Source organism: Comamonas endophytica, assembly GCF_023634805.2.
Lineage (GTDB): Bacteria > Pseudomonadota > Gammaproteobacteria > Burkholderiales > Burkholderiaceae_C > Comamonas > Comamonas endophytica.
Map to the genome: position 1 here is coordinate 1,913,374 of NZ_CP106881.1, position 15,028 is coordinate 1,928,401.

16 protein-coding genes are annotated in these 15,028 nt (G+C 67.5%); 10 read left to right on the top strand and 6 right to left on the bottom strand.

The genetic code is table 11. The features are described 5' to 3' along the window. Positions 1 to 6 precede the first annotated feature (6 nt). The gene (locus M9799_RS08560; protein WP_231042862.1) at positions 7 to 1,047 is read right to left on the bottom strand and encodes an Lnb N-terminal periplasmic domain-containing protein; all 1,041 of its coding nucleotides are present in this window, start codon (positions 1,045 to 1,047) and stop codon (positions 7 to 9) included. A 7-nt stretch (positions 1,048 to 1,054) separates the two neighbouring features. Next, positions 1,055 to 1,609, bottom strand: a complete 555-nt coding sequence (locus M9799_RS08565; protein ID WP_231042861.1) for an adenine phosphoribosyltransferase — start codon at positions 1,607 to 1,609, stop codon at positions 1,055 to 1,057. 144 nt (positions 1,610 to 1,753) lie between these two features. Between M9799_RS08565 and M9799_RS08570 the strand changes: the two genes are divergently transcribed. From M9799_RS08570 to M9799_RS08585, 4 genes are read left to right on the top strand one after another with little or no spacing between them, the layout of a single operon-like run. Further along, positions 1,754 to 2,755 (top strand): KpsF/GutQ family sugar-phosphate isomerase, encoded by a 1,002-nt coding sequence (locus M9799_RS08570; protein WP_231042860.1) that lies wholly within the window; start codon positions 1,754 to 1,756, stop codon positions 2,753 to 2,755. After that, positions 2,755 to 3,312 carry a KdsC family phosphatase gene (locus tag M9799_RS08575; RefSeq protein WP_231042859.1) on the top strand — a complete coding sequence of 186 codons (558 nt, stop codon included), beginning with the start codon at positions 2,755 to 2,757 and terminating at the stop codon, positions 3,310 to 3,312. Before M9799_RS08570 ends, M9799_RS08575 begins: the two co-directional genes overlap by 1 nt. Then, on the top strand, positions 3,312 to 3,929 hold the full coding sequence (gene lptC, locus M9799_RS08580) for an LPS export ABC transporter periplasmic protein LptC (protein ID WP_231043234.1): 618 nt from the start codon (positions 3,312 to 3,314) through the stop codon (positions 3,927 to 3,929). Before M9799_RS08575 ends, lptC begins: the two co-directional genes overlap by 1 nt. Before the next feature lie 2 nt (positions 3,930 to 3,931). Then, a complete protein-coding gene (locus M9799_RS08585; protein WP_231042858.1) occupies positions 3,932 to 4,723 on the top strand; it encodes an SDR family oxidoreductase in 792 nt (263 codons plus the stop codon). Positions 4,724 to 4,817: 94 nt separating this feature from the next. Here the strand turns inward: M9799_RS08585 and M9799_RS08590 are convergent, their stop codons facing one another. Beyond that, positions 4,818 to 5,396 (bottom strand): RNA recognition motif domain-containing protein, encoded by a 579-nt coding sequence (locus tag M9799_RS08590; RefSeq protein WP_231042857.1) that lies wholly within the window; start codon positions 5,394 to 5,396, stop codon positions 4,818 to 4,820. Positions 5,397 to 5,459: 63 nt separating this feature from the next. Between M9799_RS08590 and M9799_RS08595 the strand changes: the two genes are divergently transcribed. Beyond that, positions 5,460 to 5,639 (top strand): hypothetical protein, encoded by a 180-nt coding sequence (locus M9799_RS08595; protein ID WP_231042856.1) that lies wholly within the window; start codon positions 5,460 to 5,462, stop codon positions 5,637 to 5,639. 8 nt (positions 5,640 to 5,647) lie between these two features. Here the strand turns inward: M9799_RS08595 and M9799_RS08600 are convergent, their stop codons facing one another. Continuing rightward, positions 5,648 to 6,019 (bottom strand): RNA recognition motif domain-containing protein, encoded by a 372-nt coding sequence (locus tag M9799_RS08600; RefSeq protein WP_255662523.1) that lies wholly within the window; start codon positions 6,017 to 6,019, stop codon positions 5,648 to 5,650. A gap of 464 nt (positions 6,020 to 6,483) precedes the next feature. Between M9799_RS08600 and M9799_RS08605 the strand changes: the two genes are divergently transcribed. The 4 genes from M9799_RS08605 to M9799_RS08620 all read left to right on the top strand — a co-directional run bounded on the left by M9799_RS08605 (position 6,484) and on the right by M9799_RS08620 (position 10,465). Then, complete coding sequence (locus M9799_RS08605; RefSeq protein WP_231042855.1) at positions 6,484 to 7,062, top strand: TMEM165/GDT1 family protein; 579 nt, start codon at positions 6,484 to 6,486, stop codon at positions 7,060 to 7,062. Positions 7,063 to 7,176: 114 nt separating this feature from the next. Continuing rightward, positions 7,177 to 8,304, top strand: a complete 1,128-nt coding sequence (metX, locus tag M9799_RS08610; protein ID WP_231042854.1) for a homoserine O-succinyltransferase MetX — start codon at positions 7,177 to 7,179, stop codon at positions 8,302 to 8,304. Further along, complete coding sequence (metW, locus tag M9799_RS08615) at positions 8,301 to 8,885, top strand: methionine biosynthesis protein MetW (protein WP_231042853.1); 585 nt, start codon at positions 8,301 to 8,303, stop codon at positions 8,883 to 8,885. The genes metX and metW overlap by 4 nt, the downstream gene beginning before the upstream one ends. A 101-nt stretch (positions 8,886 to 8,986) precedes the next feature. Then, on the top strand, positions 8,987 to 10,465 hold the full coding sequence (locus M9799_RS08620; RefSeq protein ID WP_231042852.1) for a M20 family metallopeptidase: 1,479 nt from the start codon (positions 8,987 to 8,989) through the stop codon (positions 10,463 to 10,465). Positions 10,466 to 10,598: 133 nt separating this feature from the next. Here M9799_RS08620 and M9799_RS08625 read toward each other — a convergent pair whose 3' ends face one another. Both M9799_RS08625 and M9799_RS08630 read right to left on the bottom strand, forming a co-directional pair. After that, positions 10,599 to 11,348 (bottom strand): 16S rRNA (uracil(1498)-N(3))-methyltransferase, encoded by a 750-nt coding sequence (locus M9799_RS08625; RefSeq protein ID WP_231042851.1) that lies wholly within the window; start codon positions 11,346 to 11,348, stop codon positions 10,599 to 10,601. An 85-nt stretch (positions 11,349 to 11,433) separates the two neighbouring features. After that, a complete protein-coding gene (locus tag M9799_RS08630; protein ID WP_231042850.1) occupies positions 11,434 to 12,531 on the bottom strand; it encodes an aminoglycoside phosphotransferase family protein in 1,098 nt (365 codons plus the stop codon). Positions 12,532 to 12,640: 109 nt separating this feature from the next. Between M9799_RS08630 and M9799_RS08635 the strand changes: the two genes are divergently transcribed. Continuing rightward, positions 12,641 to 15,028: an LPS-assembly protein LptD gene (locus M9799_RS08635; RefSeq protein ID WP_422688838.1), complete on the top strand. Its 2,388-nt coding sequence runs from the start codon at positions 12,641 to 12,643 to the stop codon at positions 15,026 to 15,028.

Genomic DNA, 15,028 nt, shown 5'->3' on the forward strand with positions numbered 1-15,028 from the left:
GGGACCTCAACGTGGATGGACCGGCAACCCCTGCCGGATGGCGGCGGAAAAATCGGCATCGCTGCCGGCATGCTGCGCGCGCTCGGTGATCCGCCCGCGCGCCTGCAGTTCCTGCAGCGAATAGCCCGGCGTCAGCGCTCCGGCCTCCTGCACATAGCCGGGCAGATAGCCCGACAGCAGCAGGCGCCAATCCAGCGGCAGGCCGGGCACGATGCGCTGCATCATCGCATAGACGATGGTCGTGCAGTTGGCGGTCAACGTCTGGTAGAAGCGCGGCGTGGCGTGCAGTTCCTCGGCCTCGCCGAGGTATTGCTCGAACAGCGCGCGCATGGCCGGCGCGGGCATGTGCACGCGGTAGAGATAGACGTCCTCGCCGCGCACCTGCGCCCGCACCCCCAGGATGTCGCGCTCGTCGGCCGCGACCAGCGCCAGCTCGTAGCGCTTGAAGAATCCGGCCAGCGCGGAATAGCGCTCGTGGCGCTCCTTGCGCACCTCGACCGAGAACACCAGCTGGCGGCCGTCATCGAAGCCAAAGGACACCAGGGTATGGGCGATGGCCGGGCCCATCCAATAGGACAGCGCCATGTCGACCGAGCGCAGGCGGTCGAGGTCGTAGCGCCGGGTTTCCCAGCGCGCGGTGTAGTCGTCATCGCTGCGCCAGGTGAAATTGCGCACGTTGTGCAGCAGTACCTCCGAGCCGTTGCGTTCCGCGCGCAGCGTGCGGGACACGTCGGCGGCCCAGACGCGGTCGTTGGACGGAGTGATCGAGCTCCACCACAGGCCCAGCAGCACGCAGCCCGCCGCCAGCAGCCCCCAGGCACGCCAGGAGCGTGGATCGGCGCTGGCCAGCAGGCCGCCGGCGCCAACCCAGACCACCCACAGGCCGGCGAGCGCCGCGGCAGCCAGCCGCCCGCCCGGCGCATGGCTCCACAGCGCCAGCGCGCCAAAGGCTGCCAGGCCCAGGGCCAGCAGGAGGCCCAGGGCGCGGGCGACAATGCCGGCGACGCGCCCCAGCAGCCGCCGGGGTTGAACGGGAACGGGTGGCATCGGGTGCTCAGTGGCCGGCAAAGTCCACCAGCGTGTAGAGCGGCAGCCCGCTTTCGCGCAGGCGCTCGGAGCCGCCCAGTTCGGGCAGATCGACGATGGCCGCGCCCTCGATCACCTCGGCGCCGAGCTTCTCCAGCAGCTTCTTGCCGGCCATCATCGTGCCGCCGGTGGCGATCAGGTCGTCGATCAGCAGCACCCGGTCGCCGGACTTGACGGCATCGGCATGCAGCTCCACGGTGGCGCTGCCGTATTCCAGCTCGTAGGTCTCTTCGACGGTCGTGAAGGGCAGCTTGCCTTTCTTGCGGATCGGCACGAAGCCGACGTTGAGCTCATAGGCCACGACGGCGCCGAGGATGAAGCCGCGCGCGTCCAGGCCGGCAACGACGTCGGGCCGCAGCGCCGCGTCCATGTAGCGGTGCACGAAGGCATCGATCAGCACGCGAAAGACCTTCGGGTCCTGCAGCAGCGGCGTGATGTCGCGGAACTGCACGCCGGGCGCGGGCCAGTCGGGCACCGTGCGGATGTACTGGCGCAGATATTCGTTGATGGTGGTGTGGAGCATGGGAAACGGTGTTCGGGATCGGGGCCGGGCGGGGCCAGCGGCTGCAGGAGTGTATACAGGCTGTTACCCAGGTCAATGCGGCCGTTCCCGCACGCTGCGGCCCCGCGCTGCGCGCCTTCCGGGAAGGGCGCATAAAATCCGGGCATGAATTCTGCATCCGCTTCCGCGCGCGCGTTCGACGGCCCCCAGGCCCTGCAATTGGCGCGCGACACCCTTGGCATCGAGGCCCAGGCCCTGCTGGCCCTGTCCGACCGTCTGTCCCCCGTGTTCGCGCGGGTGGTCGAGCGCATCCTCGAGATCCAGGGCCGGGTGGTGGTCATGGGCATGGGCAAGAGCGGCCATGTGGGCCGCAAGATCGCCGCCACGCTGGCATCGACCGGCACTCCGTCGTTCTTCGTGCACCCGGGCGAAGCCAGCCATGGCGACCTGGGCATGGTGACGGAAAAGGACCTGGTGCTGGCGCTGTCCAACAGCGGCGAGAGCGACGAGATCGCGGCCCTGCTGCCCGCCCTGCGGCGCCAGGGCGTGCCCGTCGTGGGCATGACCGGCAACGCGCGCTCCACGCTGGCGCGCCATGCGGACTGGGTGCTCGATACCTATGTGGAGCGCGAGGCCTGCCCTCTGAACCTCGCCCCCACGGCCAGCACCACGGCGCAGCTGGCGCTGGGCGATGCGCTGGCGGTGGCGCTGCTCGATGCGCGCGGCTTCAAGGCCGAGGATTTCGCGCGCTCCCACCCGGGCGGCGCGCTCGGGCGCAAGCTGCTGACCCATGTGGGCGACGTCATGCGCTCGGGCAGCGACGTGCCGCGCGTGCCGGCCGACGCCCCCTTCCTGCTGCTGATGCGCGAGATGAGCGCCAAGGGCCTGGGCGCTTCGGCCGTCGTCGGCGCCGACGGCCGGCTGCTCGGCGTGTTCACCGACGGCGACCTGCGCCGGCGCATCGAGCGCGGCGCCGACCTGCTGAGCACCACGGCCGGCGAGGTCATGCATGCCAAGCCCCACACCATCGAGGCGCGGGCGCTGGCCGTCGATGCCGCGCGGCTGATGGAGCAGCACGGCATCACCTCGGTGCTCGTGGTCGAGGGCACCGACGAACTGGTCGGCGTGGTGCATATCCGCGACCTGATGCGCGCCAAGGTGATCTGATGCAGCGTCCCGCTCTGTCCCCGGCGCTGGGATTCGCGCCGCAGCTGCTGCTCAAGGCCCAGGGGGTGCGCGTGGCGTTCTTCGACGTCGACGGCGTGCTCACCGATGGCGGGCTGTATTTCACGCACGAGGGCGAGGTGATCAAGCGCTTCAATACCCTCGACGGCCATGGCCTGAAGCTGCTGCAGAAGGCGGGCATCACCCCGGTGGTGATCACGGGGCGGGATTCGGCGCCGCTGCGCCTGCGCCTGAAGAACCTGGGCGTGGAGCATGCGCGCTTCGGCACCGAGGACAAGCGGCCCGCGGCCGAGGAATTCCTGCAGGCGCTGGGCCTGGACTGGAGCCAGGCCGCTGCCATCGGCGACGACTGGCCCGATCTGCCGGTCATGCGCCGCGCGGCTTTCGCCTGCGCGCCCGTCAATGCACAGGCCGAGGCCCTGGCCGCGGCCGATTACGTCACCGAACGCCCGGGCGGGCAGGGTGCGGCGCGTGAATTCTGCGATCTGCTGCTGGTGGCGTCGGGCCGCTATGCAGCGCTGCTGGAAGGCTATGCATGATGCGCAGCCGATGGCGCCGTGGCTGGGACGGTTTCACGCTCTATCTGCCGGTGGTGCTGATGGGGCTGATGGCGCTTGCCAGCTGGTGGCTGGTGCGCAACGCGCCTTCGGCGCTGCCCGACGCGCCCGCGCGCGCGCCGGTGCATGAGCCCGACTACTTCATGAAGGATTTCTCGGTGCGCAGCTTCGATGCGGCGGGCCGCATGACGCGCCAGCTGCAGGGCGAGATGGCGCGCCACTACCCCGACACCGATACGCTGGAGATCGATGGCGTGCAACTGAATGCGCAGGCCCCGGACGGGCGGCGCACCCGGGCCACCGCGCTGCACGGCCTGAGCAATGGCGATGGCTCCGAGGTGCAGCTGTCCGGCGATGCGCGCGTCACGCGCGAGGCCGTGCGGCTGCCGGATGGCACGCTCTCGCCCGAGCTGCGCTTCGAGGGCGAATTCCTGCATGCCTGGACCAGCGAGGAGCGCGTCGTCTCGGACAGGCCGGTGGTGCTGTGGCGCGGCGCGGACCGCTTCACGGCCGACCGCCTGCGCTACGACAACCTGGACCAGGTACTGCAGCTGGACGGCCGGGTCCGCGGGGTACTGCAGCCCGGGCCGGCGCGCTGACCATGGCAGCGTCGGCGCGTCCCCTGGTCTTCATCACCGGTGCCTCCAGCGGCATCGGCCAGGCGCTTGCGGCACGCTTCTATGCCGAGGGGCATGACCTGGCGCTGGTGGCGCGCAACACCCAGGCCATGCACGACTGGGCCGCGGTCCGGGGGTTGGAGCCGGCGCGCTACGCCATCTACGGCGCCGATGTGTCCAAGGCCGACAGCATCGTCGAGGCCGGCACGCAGTGCATCGTACGCCAGGGCCTGCCGCAGATCGTGGTGGCCAACGCGGGCGTGAGCTGGGGCGTGGACACCGCCGAGCGCGAAGACCTCGACGTGATGGCGCAGCTGCTGGCCACCAACAACCTGGGCATGGCCGCGACCTTCCACCCCTTCCTGCGCGCCATGCAGGCGCGCGGTTCGGGCACGCTGGTCGGGCTGGCCAGCGTGGCCGCGATCCGCGGGCTGCCCGGGCATGGCGCCTACTGCGCGAGCAAGGCTGGCGTGGTGGCTTACTGCGAGAGCCTGCGCGGCGAGATGCGCGCCAGCGGGGTGCGCGTGGTGACGCTGCTGCCCGGCTATGTGGCCACGCCCCTCACGCAAGGCAACCGCTATCCGATGCCCTTTCTGCTGAGCGCCGAGGACTTCGCACGGCGCGCCTGCCGGACCATCCTGCGCCAAAGCAGCTATGCGGTCATTCCCTGGCAGATGGGCATCGTCGCCAAACTGCTGCGGGTATTGCCCAATGCCTTATTCGACCGCCTGCTGCAGGGACGCCAAACCAAGCACCGGCACCGGCTCGAGCCCTGAAAATCCGCGCTGCGCACATTAATGGTGCGATGCGCGGTTTATGCCAGACGCAAAAAAGGCTTCCGTGGAAGCCTTTTTCATTTCTGCGCCGGGATTATTCGCCGTGGTTGTAACCGCCGCGGCCACCGCCACGGGGGCCCGAGCCATAGGGGCTGCGGAAACCGCCATCATTGCGGCCGCCGCCTTCGCGGCCACCGCCGTAGCCGCCGTCACGGCCGCCGCCATAACCGCCGCCACCTTCGCCACGGCCACCGCCGTAGCCGCCACCACCTTCGCGGCCGCCACCGTAGCCGCCGCCTTCACGGCCGCCGCCATAGCCGCCGCCACCTTCGCGGCCGCCGCCATAACCACCACCGCCGTAGCCGCCACCGCCGCCACCGCCGTAACCACCGCCACCGAAGCCGCCGCTGCGTGGAGGACGTGGCTCCATGGGACGTGCTTCATTGACGACGACGCTGCGGCCGCCGAGCGACTGGCCGTTCATACCCTGGATCGCTGCCTGTGCTTCCGAATCGCTGCCCATCTCGACGAAACCAAAACCCTTGGAACGACCGGTGTCGCGTTCCATCATCACCTTGGCGCTCGTCACCGAACCATACGGGCTGAATGCCTGCTCCAGGTCGTTGTCGCGCACTCCGTAAGGGAGATTGCCAACATACAGCTTGTTGCCCATTAGAGACTCCTAAACTCCTCAAGTAACACAATTGCTGTGGTGCTCACATGTTGCCAGCGATCCATGAAAGAAAACCTGCGCACGCATTGCAAATCACCTGCACTGATATCGGGGACCCCGATAACAAATTATGCGGGAAAAGAAATGCAAAAAAAAAGCCAGCCAAAGCCGCATTTGCAGGAAAAAGACGAAAAAAAAGGGCCCGAAGGCCCTTTTTTGACATTGGATTACGGTAAACCCTGAGTCAGTGCTTAGTAGCTGTTGCGGCCACCGCCGAAACCACCGCCACCGCTGCGGCCGCCGCCGAAGCCGCCGCCATTGCCGCCGCCGTAACCGCCGCCGCCGAAGCCGCCACCGCTACGGGGAGGGCGGGGTTCCATGGGACGGGCTTCGTTGACCACGAGGTCACGGCCGCCTTGGTTCTGGCCATGCAGGCCCTGGATAGCGGCTTGTGCTTCCGCATCGCTGCCCATTTCGACGAAGCCGAAGCCCTTCGAACGGCCGGTGTCACGTTCCATCATGACCTTGGCGCTGTTGACGTTGCCGAATTCGCTGAAAGCTTGCTCGAGGTCGCCATCACGGAAAGAGTACGGCAGGTTGCCGACGTAAAGTTTGTTGCCCATGGAGGACTCCTGAAAAAACACTTGAAAACGCGATGGAGCCCTAGGGAGTCAACTACCCGTGACAACTTTAGAGACCGAAACGCACCTGCCTACTACTCATTGCTTCGCGGAAAGGCTTGGACATTATGAGTCATATATACCCACACAAAATGCTCTGGATTCGACTTTCGGTATGGCTACAACACTTTTAAGGGTGGTATTTACCCGCCATCCGGCACCCTCCCGCCAGGCTGGCTAGAATCGCGGCTTGTCTTTGGGGAGTAGCCCGTTCGGTGTGCAACGCACCGAAGGCATGCATCAACAAGCTTGGGTTCCCACAACCTATGGTGCATGCGGTTCGAGGAAGCCGTTTCGCGGATTCCTTTTCTGGGCGAGACCATTGGCTGGGTGCCGATCCACATGGCCGGAGTCGGTGCGCAGCCAATGCGTTCGCATCGTCTCCGGCCTGCTGTCACTCGTCCCCCATGGAAGCCTTTCTCCTCTCCACCGCCATCGTTGCCATCGCCGAGATGGGCGACAAGACGCAACTGCTGGCACTTGTCCTGGCCGCCCGTTTTCGCAAGCCCTGGCCCATCGTGCTGGGCATTCTCGCGGCCACGCTGGCCAACCACGCACTGGCCGGCGCCGTCGGCGCCTGGGTGACCACCTTCATCGGCCCCGAGGTCCTGCGCTGGGTGCTGGGCGCGTGCTTCATTGCAATGGCCGTGTGGATGCTGATTCCCGACAGGCTCGAGGAGGGCGAGACCGCCGCCATGTCGCGCTGGGGCGTCTTCGGCACCACGCTGATCGCCTTCTTCCTGGCCGAGATGGGCGACAAGACGCAGATCGCCACCGTCGTGCTGGCCGCCAAGTACAACGCCTACCTGTGGGTCGTGGCCGGCACCACGCTGGGCATGATGCTGGCCAATGCGCCCGTGGTCTGGCTGGGCGAGCGCATCACGCGGCTGGTGCCGCTGCGCATCGTGCACCTGGTGTCGGCGGCGATCTTCCTGGTGCTGGGCGTGCTGGCGCTGTGGGCACCGGGCGCCGGCGTTTTGGCATAATGGCCACTTCACGCGCCGATTTGCCAATGCTTGCGGGCGCTTTATAAATCCAGCTAAAGACCCGTCCGACGACATCTCGACCCGGCCTCGTTTTTAGCGATGCCGGGTTTTTTCATGTCCTTCATCGCCACCCCTTTGTCCATGCACTTCGAGGAGCCCCTGCCGCTGCAGGGCGGCGCCTCGATCCACCATTACGACCTCGCCTACGAAACCTATGGCGAGCTCAACGCCGAGCGTTCGAACGCGGTGCTGGTGTGCCACGCGCTCAATGCCTCGCACCATGTGGCCGGCGTGTATGCCGACCAGCCCAGGAGCGAGGGCTGGTGGGACAACATGATCGGCCCGGGCAAGCCGGTCGACACCAACCGCTTCTTCGTGATCGGCGTCAACAACCTGGGCTCGTGCTTCGGCTCCACCGGGCCGATGCACACCAATCCCGATACCGGCAGGGTCTACGGCGCCGATTTCCCCGTGGTCACCGTCGAGGACTGGGTCGATGCGCAGGCGCGGCTGCTCGACCGGCTGGGCATTTCGAAGCTCGCGGCCGTGCTCGGCGGCAGCCTGGGCGGCATGCAGGCGCTGTGCTGGTCGCTGCGCCACCCCGAGCGCCTGGCGCACGCGGTGGTCGTGGCCAGCGCGCCGAACCTGAACGCCGAGAACATCGCGTTCAACGAGGTGGCCCGCCGCGCCATCGTCACCGACCCGGATTTCCACGGCGGCAACTTCTACGACCATGGCGTCGTGCCGCGCCGCGGCCTGCGCATCGCGCGCATGGTCGGCCACATCACCTATCTCAGCGACGATGTGATGAACCAGAAGTTCGGCCGTCAGCTGCGCGACGGGCTGGACCTCAAGTACAGCACCCAGGACATCGAGTTCGAGATCGAGAGCTACCTGCGCTACCAGGGCGACAAGTTCAGCGACTATTTCGATGCCAACACCTATCTGCTGATCACGCGCGCGCTCGACTACTTCGACCCGGCGCGCGCGCATGCCGGCAACCTGACGCGGGCGCTGGCGGCGAGCCGGGCGAAGTACCTGCTGGTGAGCTTCACCACCGACTGGCGCTTCGCGCCGTCGCGCAGCCGCGAGATCGTCAAGTCGCTGCTGGAGAACCAGCGCCGCGTGAGCTACGCGGAGATCGACGCGCCCCACGGCCACGATGCCTTCCTGCTCGAAGATCCGCGCTACCTGGGCGTCATGCGCTCTTATTTCGAAAGCATCGCAAAGGAGTTCGCATGAGCGAGAAATCCACCATCGAGGCCATTGCCCGCCTCGTGCCCGAGGGCGCGCGTGTGCTGGACCTGGGCTGCGGCGACGGCGCCCTGCTGTCGTACCTGCAGCAGGAGCGCGGCTGCAGCGGCTATGGCGTCGAGCTCGATGACGCCAACGTGCTGGCCTGCGTGCGCCGCGGCGTCGACGTGCTGCAGCTCAATCTCGAGGACGGGCTGGCGATGTTCGGCGACAACAGCTTCGACGTGGTCCTGCAGATCGACACGCTGCAGCATCTGCGCAATGCCGAGGTCATGCTGCGCGAGACCGCGCGCATCGGCCGCCTGGGCATCGTCGCCTTTCCCAATTTCGCGCATTGGCCGAACCGCCTGTCGGTGCTGCGCGGGCGCATGCCGGTCACGCGCCGGCTGCCCTACCAGTGGTACGACACGCCCAACATCCGCGTCGGCACCTTCAAGGACTTCGAGGTGCTGGCGCACAAGAACCGGCTGAGCGTGCGCGATGCCTTCGGCCTGCAGGGCGGGCAGGAGGTGCGTTTGCTGCCGAATCTGCGCGCCGGCACCGCGGTCTTCTGTCTGGAACACGTCTGAGGCGAGCCTGAGGCGAGCCGCACTGCAGACAGGTGGGGCGGCTGCGCGGACAATAGGGCATCGCCACGGCCGGCCGTGGCACCGACGAAGGAGCTATCGCCATGAATGCACGCATCCCCGCCACCGCCCTCGATCCGGCCCTTGCCCTGGAGCGCGTCAGCGCCCAGTGGGACCGGGACATCGTCGGCCAACTGACTGAATACATCGCCATTCCGGCGAAGTCGCCGATGTTCGCGCCCGACTGGGAGCAGCAGGGCTACCTCGACACCGTGCTGCGCAACGCGGCCACCTGGGTCGAAGCGCAGAAGGTGCCGGGCCTGATGCTCGAGATCGTGCGCCTGCCGGGCCGCACGCCGGTGCTGTTCTTCGAGGTCGAGGCCACGCGGGCGCAGTCGCAGGGCCAGGGCAGCGTGCTGATGTACGGCCACCTGGACAAGCAGCCCGAGTTCGAGGGCTGGCGCAGCGACCTGGGGCCGTGGACGCCCAAGTACGAGGACGGCAAGCTCTACGGCCGCGGCGGCGCCGATGACGGCTATGCGGTCTATGCCAGCATTGCCGCGGTGCAGGAGCTCAAGCGCCAGAACGTGCCGCATCCACGCATCTGTGGCCTGATCGAGACCTGCGAGGAAAGCGGCTCGCGCGACCTGTTGCCCTATGTGGACGCGCTGCGCCCGCGCCTGGGCGAGGTGGCGCTGGTGATCTGCCTGGACAGCGGTGCCGGCAACTACGACCAGCTGTGGCTCACCACCAGCCTGCGCGGCATGGCCAGCGGCACGCTCAAGGTGGAGATCCTCACCGAGGGCGTGCACTCGGGCGATGCCTCGGGGGTCGTGCCCTCGTCGTTCCGCATCATGCGCCAGGTGCTCGACCGGCTGGAAGACAGCGCCACCGGCCGGCTGCTGCCGGCCAGCTTCCATTGCGAGGTACCGGCGGATCGGCTGGCGCAGGCGCGCGCCACGGCGGCCATCCTGGGCGAGGAGGTCACCAAGCGCTTCCCCTGGGCGCATTACGACTGTGGCGGCGCCACGACCTTCGCGCTGCCCACCACCACCGATCCGGTGCAGTCACTGCTCAAGCGCACCTGGGAGCCGACGCTGAGCGTGACCGGCGCCGACGGTTTCCCGGCAATGCAGGACGCGGGCAATGTGCTGCGCCCCTACACCGCCTTCAAGCTGAGCCTGCGCCTGCCGCCCGTGGTCGATGCCGCGGCCTGCGTGCAGGAAATGAAGGCCCTGCTCGAGGACAACGCGCCCTACCAGGCGCGCGTCACCTGGGATGGCCTGAGCTCGTCGAGCGGGTGGAACGCGCCGCCCATGGATTCCTGGTTCGAGCAGGCGCTGCAAAGCGCCAGCCAGGCGCAGTTCGGCGCCGCCTGCGGCTATGTGGGGCAGGGCGGCACGATCCCGCTGATGAATCTGCTGAGCCAGGGCTTCCCCAAGGCGCAGATGATGGTCTGCGGGGTGCTGGGGCCGAAGAGCAATGCGCACGGGCCGAATGAGTTCCTGCATGTGCCGTATGCGAAGAAATTGACGGCGGCTGTGGCGCAAGTCATTGCCAGTTTGCCGGTGGCGGCTGAGTAGGCCGCCGGATTTCTATAGGGCAGCCCGTCCATGGTTCGATCCTTCGACAAGCTCAGGATCACCACGAACGGTAAAACCTGAAGCAGGTATTAACCGTTCGCCCTGAGCTTGTCGAAGGGTGGACGTCCTGCCCTCAATCCAGAGTTAATGTCGCCAACGCCGCCAGTGGCGCCGTCTCCGCCCGCAACACGCGCGCCCCAAGAGTCACCGGCGCAAATCCGTTGGCCCGCGCCAGCGCCTCTTCCTGGGGGCTTAGCCCGCCTTCCGGACCCGACAGGAACACTACAGGTTGGAGGGCCGGCGCATGCTGTTCAGCCGCCGCACGCAGCGGCTGTGTCCCTTCGCCCAGCGACAGCAGCAGCCGCGCCTGCTGGTCCAATGCCGGAGCGTTGGCAATCCAGCCGGCAAGATCGGTGGCCGGATGGATGACCGGAACCCGGTTGCGCCCGCATTGCTCGCTGGCCGCCACCGCAATCGCCTGCCAGTGGGCACGCTTCTTGTCGCCGCGCTCGCCCTTGAGCTTGAGCACGCTGCGCTCGGCCAGCAGCGGGGTGATGCTGGTGGCGCCCAGTTCGGTGGCCTTTTCCACCAGCCAGTCCATGCGCTCGTTGGCCGTGATGCCGGCCAGCAGATGCACTTCGCGCGCGGGCTCGCGTTCCAGCGCGCGGTGCGCGCCGACCTCCACCTGCACGTCGCTGCGGCCCATGCGCAGCACCGTGGCCTCGAATTCGCCGCCCGCGAAGCCCTTGCCGGCCTGGCCTTCGAACAGGGTGATGGTATCGCCGGGCTGCAGGCGCAAGACCTGCACATGGCGCGCCGCGCCGGGCGGCAGCTCCAGCGTGGCGCCGGTCTGCAGGGGTATGGGGCAATGAAAACGGGGCATGGGCTGGAAAATCAAGCCGGCAGGCGGTCTGCCGGCACTTTTTATGTATGGAATGGCAAGAGCAGCAAGCAGATGCTGCCCTCGCTTACATCCTGCCGTAGGCGTAGCCTTCGACCACCTGGATGTTCTCGATCTCGTCGATGACCTTCAGCAGCGGGCCGAGCTGGCGGTAGCGGTGGGCCGTGGCGCGGATGTACTGGATGAAGCGCGGCGTGTCGGCCAGGTACCTGGGCTTGCCGTCGCGCAGCGTGAGGCGCGCGAAGATGCCGGCCACCTTGAAGTGGCGCTGCAGGCCCATCCACTCGACGGCGCGGTAGAACTCGCCGAAGTCGTCGCCCCAGCCCGTGGCGCTGGTGGCGCCCACCAGCCCGGCCTTGCGCGCCTTTTCCCAGTAGCGCACGCAGATGTCGATGACGAACTCCTCTTCCCAGCTGATGAAGGCATCGCGCAGCAGGCTGGCGATGTCATAGGTGATCGGGCCGTAGACCGCATCCTGGAAGTCCAGCACGCCCAGCGGGCCGCCGGCCTCGCGCGGCAGCATCAGGTTGCGCGTCATGAAGTCGCGGTGCACGTAGACGCTGGGCACGGACAGGTTGTGGGCGACGATGCTGTCGAAGGCCTTGTTCAGCGTTTCCAGCTGCTTGCCGGCCAGCGTCACGCCCTTGTGTCGCGCCAGGTACCAGTCGGGAAACAGCGCCAGCTCGCGGCGCAGCAGGGCCTCGTCATAGACGGGCAGCACGCCGGGGCGCGAGGCCAGCTGCCATTGCAGCAGCAGGTCGGTGGCCTGGCGGTACCAGGGCTCGGCTTCGCCGGGCGAAGCCGGGTCCAGGCGCTCGATCAGCGTCTGGCTGCCCAGGTCGCTGAGCAGCATGAAGCCGTGGGCCTGGTCCCAGGCAAGGATCTCGGGGACCGTCAGGCCGGCCTCGGCCAGCAGCGCCTGCACCTTGACGAAGGGCGCGCAGTCCTCCTTGTCGGGCGGCGCGTCCATGACGATCAGGCTGTCGCCGCCAAGGCGGTCCAGCCGCAGATAGCGCCTGAAGCTCGCATCGGCCGAGGCCGGACGCAGGGTCTGGGGTTGCAGCTGGTGCAAGCCGACAAGGGGCGCGAGCCAGGCGGCAAAGGCGGCCTGGCGGTCGGCATCGGGCCAATCAACGCTGGCGATGGGGGAGATGGGGTGGCTCATGGATAATGGGATTCTAAAGTCGCCTGTCTGCCCGTGTGCAAGCATTGGCTCCGGCCCCCAAGCTTTCCATCTTTCATCCACCGTGCCTTTTTGCCCGCCCTCCCTTGCCATGCCCACGTCCTGCCCGCAGTCCCGGCGGCAACTGCCGTCCGGCCTGCCGGCCGTCCGTCCCCTGGTGTGGTGGATGGCGCTGGCCTGGGCCGGCCTGCCGGCACTGGCGCAGGCCCAGAACGCCGCGCAGGAACCGCTGCCTTCGCCGGTGCTGCGTTCCAGCCCGATGCTGCAGGAGCGGATTCCCGAGGACGCGCGCGCACTGCAGCCGGCCTACGTGTCCGGTGATTCGATCGCGGGCCAGGCCAATGTGCGCGCCGTGATCGAAGGCAACGCCGAGCTGCGCCGCAGCGACACCATCGTGCGCGCCAACCGCATGGAATACACCGTGGCCGACGACCGGCTGCAGGCCGAGGGGCAGGTGCACATCAATCGCGCGGGCAATGTCTTCGACGGCAGCCGGCTGGACCTCGAGGTCGAGGCCTTCCGCGGCAATTTCACCGATGCGAGCTACCAATTCCTGGCCACGCAGGCGCATGGCGATGCCAGCGAGATCCAGTTCCTGGACCGCGAGCGCTCCATCATCCACAACGCCACCTACACCACCTGCCGGCGCGACGACGAGGCCAGCTGGGAGCCGGACTGGATGCTCAAGGCGCGCTCCATCCATCTGGACCAGGGTGAGGAAGTCGGCTATGCGCGCGACGCCCAGCTGCAGTTCAAGGGCGTGACGCTGCTGCCGATTCCGGTCGTGAGCTTTCCGCTGTCGGACAAGCGCAAGTCGGGCCTCCTGCCTCCCACCATGGGCCTGGACAATCTCAGCGGCTTCGAATACACCCAGCCCTATTACTGGAACATCGCACCCAACCGCGACGCGACGCTGTCCAGCACGCTGATGAGCAAGCGCGGCGTCAAGCTGGGCGCGGAGTTCCGCTATCTGGAGCCCACCTACCAGGGCCAGCTGCAGCTCGACTACATGCCCGGCGACCGTCTGCGCGACCGCGACCGCTGGTCCTATGGTCTGCAGCACCAGGCCCAGATCGCCTCGCCCTGGGGCGGCCTCGGGCTGAACCTGAATCTCAACCGCGTCAGCGACAACGACTACTGGCGCGATTTCACGCGCCGGGGCACCAACCGGCTGCTCAACAACAACCGGCTGCTGGCCAGCGACGCGAGCCTGAGCTGGGCGGGCGAGGACAGCACGCTGATGCTGCGCACGCTCAAATGGCAGACGCTGCAGGACGTGGCCGCACCGATCACGCCGCCCTATGACCGCATGCCGCAGCTGCAGTGGCGCTATACGCCGCTGAACCTGGGCCATGGCCTGGACATGAGCATCGAGGCCGACACCACGCGTTTCGAGGGCGACCCGCGGCTGACGCGCCAGCCCGACGCCCAGCGCAGCTACCTGGCGGCGGAGATCAGCCGCCCCTTCGTTTCGCCGGGCGCGTTCTTCACGCCCAAGCTCAAGCTGCATGCGTCCCAGTACCAGTTCGACGACCCGCTGAGCAACGGCATGCGCTCGGCCTCGCGCACGCTGCCCACGGTGAGCCTGGACAGCGGCTTGGTGTTCGAGCGCGACACGCAGCTCTTCGGCCGCAAGCTGCTGCAGACGCTCGAGCCGCGCGCCTTCTACACCTACACGCCCTACCGCAGCCAGAACATGCTGCCGGTGTACGACACCGCGCTCAATGACTTCAACCTGGCGACGATCTACAGCGAAAACAGCTACAGCGGCCAGGACCGCTTTGCCGACAACAACCTGCTGACCCTGGGCCTCACCACCCGCCTGATCGATGCCGACACCGGCGCCGAATCCGCGCGCTTCGGCGTGGCCCAGCGCGTGCGCTTCTCCGATCAGCGTGTGACGCTGCCCGGCGAGGTGCCCGCCACCGACCGGCTCTCGGACATCCTGTTCGGCGCCTCGATCAACTGGACGCCGCAGTGGGCGCTGGACGCGGCGGTGCAGTACAACCGCGAAACCGGGCATTCCGAGCGCACCACCGTTGGCGCGCGCTACAGCCCGGGCAGCTACCGCACCATCAGCGCCGCCTACCGCCTGCTGCGCGGCACCAGCGAACAGGTCGACGTGGGCTGGCAATGGCCGATCCGCAACCCCTGGGCGTCCGAGGAGAAGGGCCGCGAAGGCGGGCGCTGGTACTCCGTGGGCCGTTTGAACTACAGTCTGCAGGACCGCAGGCTGGTCGATACGGTCGTGGGCTTTGAATACGACAGCTGCTGCTGGGTCGGGCGCGTCGTGCTCGAACGCCTGCAAAGCAGCCTGAACACCTCGAACACCCGGCTGCTGTTCCAGGTTGAGTTCGTCGGTTTCACGCGTTTGAGCCTGGGCTCCAACCCCCTGCAAAGCTTGCAGCAAAATATCCCCCGCTATCAGGCGCTGCGCCAGACCACCACGGTGCCCAGCCGCTTCAGCAATTACGATTGA

Bases quoted from the DNA above. Each gene is read 5' to 3' on its own strand.
- M9799_RS08595 (WP_231042856.1), top strand. From the start codon at position 5,460: ATGAAAGAAAACCTGCGCACGCATTGCAAATCACCTGCACTGATATCG.
- M9799_RS08570 (WP_231042860.1), top strand. From the start codon at position 1,754: ATGAATTCTGCATCCGCTTCCGCGCGCGCGTTCGACGGCCCCCAGGCC.
- M9799_RS08565 (WP_231042861.1), bottom strand. From the start codon at position 1,609: ATGCTCCACACCACCATCAACGAATATCTGCGCCAGTACATCCGCACG.
- M9799_RS08625 (WP_231042851.1), bottom strand. From the start codon at position 11,348: ATGCCCCGTTTTCATTGCCCCATACCCCTGCAGACCGGCGCCACGCTG.
- lptC (WP_231043234.1), top strand. From the start codon at position 3,312: ATGCGCAGCCGATGGCGCCGTGGCTGGGACGGTTTCACGCTCTATCTG.
- M9799_RS08600 (WP_255662523.1), bottom strand. From the start codon at position 6,019: ATGGGCAACAAACTTTACGTCGGCAACCTGCCGTACTCTTTCCGTGAT.
- M9799_RS08630 (WP_231042850.1), bottom strand. From the start codon at position 12,531: ATGAGCCACCCCATCTCCCCCATCGCCAGCGTTGATTGGCCCGATGCC.
- metX (WP_231042854.1), top strand. From the start codon at position 7,177: ATGTCCTTCATCGCCACCCCTTTGTCCATGCACTTCGAGGAGCCCCTG.
- M9799_RS08585 (WP_231042858.1), top strand. From the start codon at position 3,932: ATGGCAGCGTCGGCGCGTCCCCTGGTCTTCATCACCGGTGCCTCCAGC.
- M9799_RS08560 (WP_231042862.1), bottom strand. From the start codon at position 1,047: ATGCCACCCGTTCCCGTTCAACCCCGGCGGCTGCTGGGGCGCGTCGCC.
- M9799_RS08590 (WP_231042857.1), bottom strand. From the start codon at position 5,396: ATGGGCAACAAGCTGTATGTTGGCAATCTCCCTTACGGAGTGCGCGAC.
- M9799_RS08635 (WP_422688838.1), top strand. From the start codon at position 12,641: ATGCCCACGTCCTGCCCGCAGTCCCGGCGGCAACTGCCGTCCGGCCTG.
- metW (WP_231042853.1), top strand. From the start codon at position 8,301: ATGAGCGAGAAATCCACCATCGAGGCCATTGCCCGCCTCGTGCCCGAG.
- M9799_RS08575 (WP_231042859.1), top strand. From the start codon at position 2,755: ATGCAGCGTCCCGCTCTGTCCCCGGCGCTGGGATTCGCGCCGCAGCTG.
- M9799_RS08605 (WP_231042855.1), top strand. From the start codon at position 6,484: ATGGAAGCCTTTCTCCTCTCCACCGCCATCGTTGCCATCGCCGAGATG.
- M9799_RS08620 (WP_231042852.1), top strand. From the start codon at position 8,987: ATGAATGCACGCATCCCCGCCACCGCCCTCGATCCGGCCCTTGCCCTG.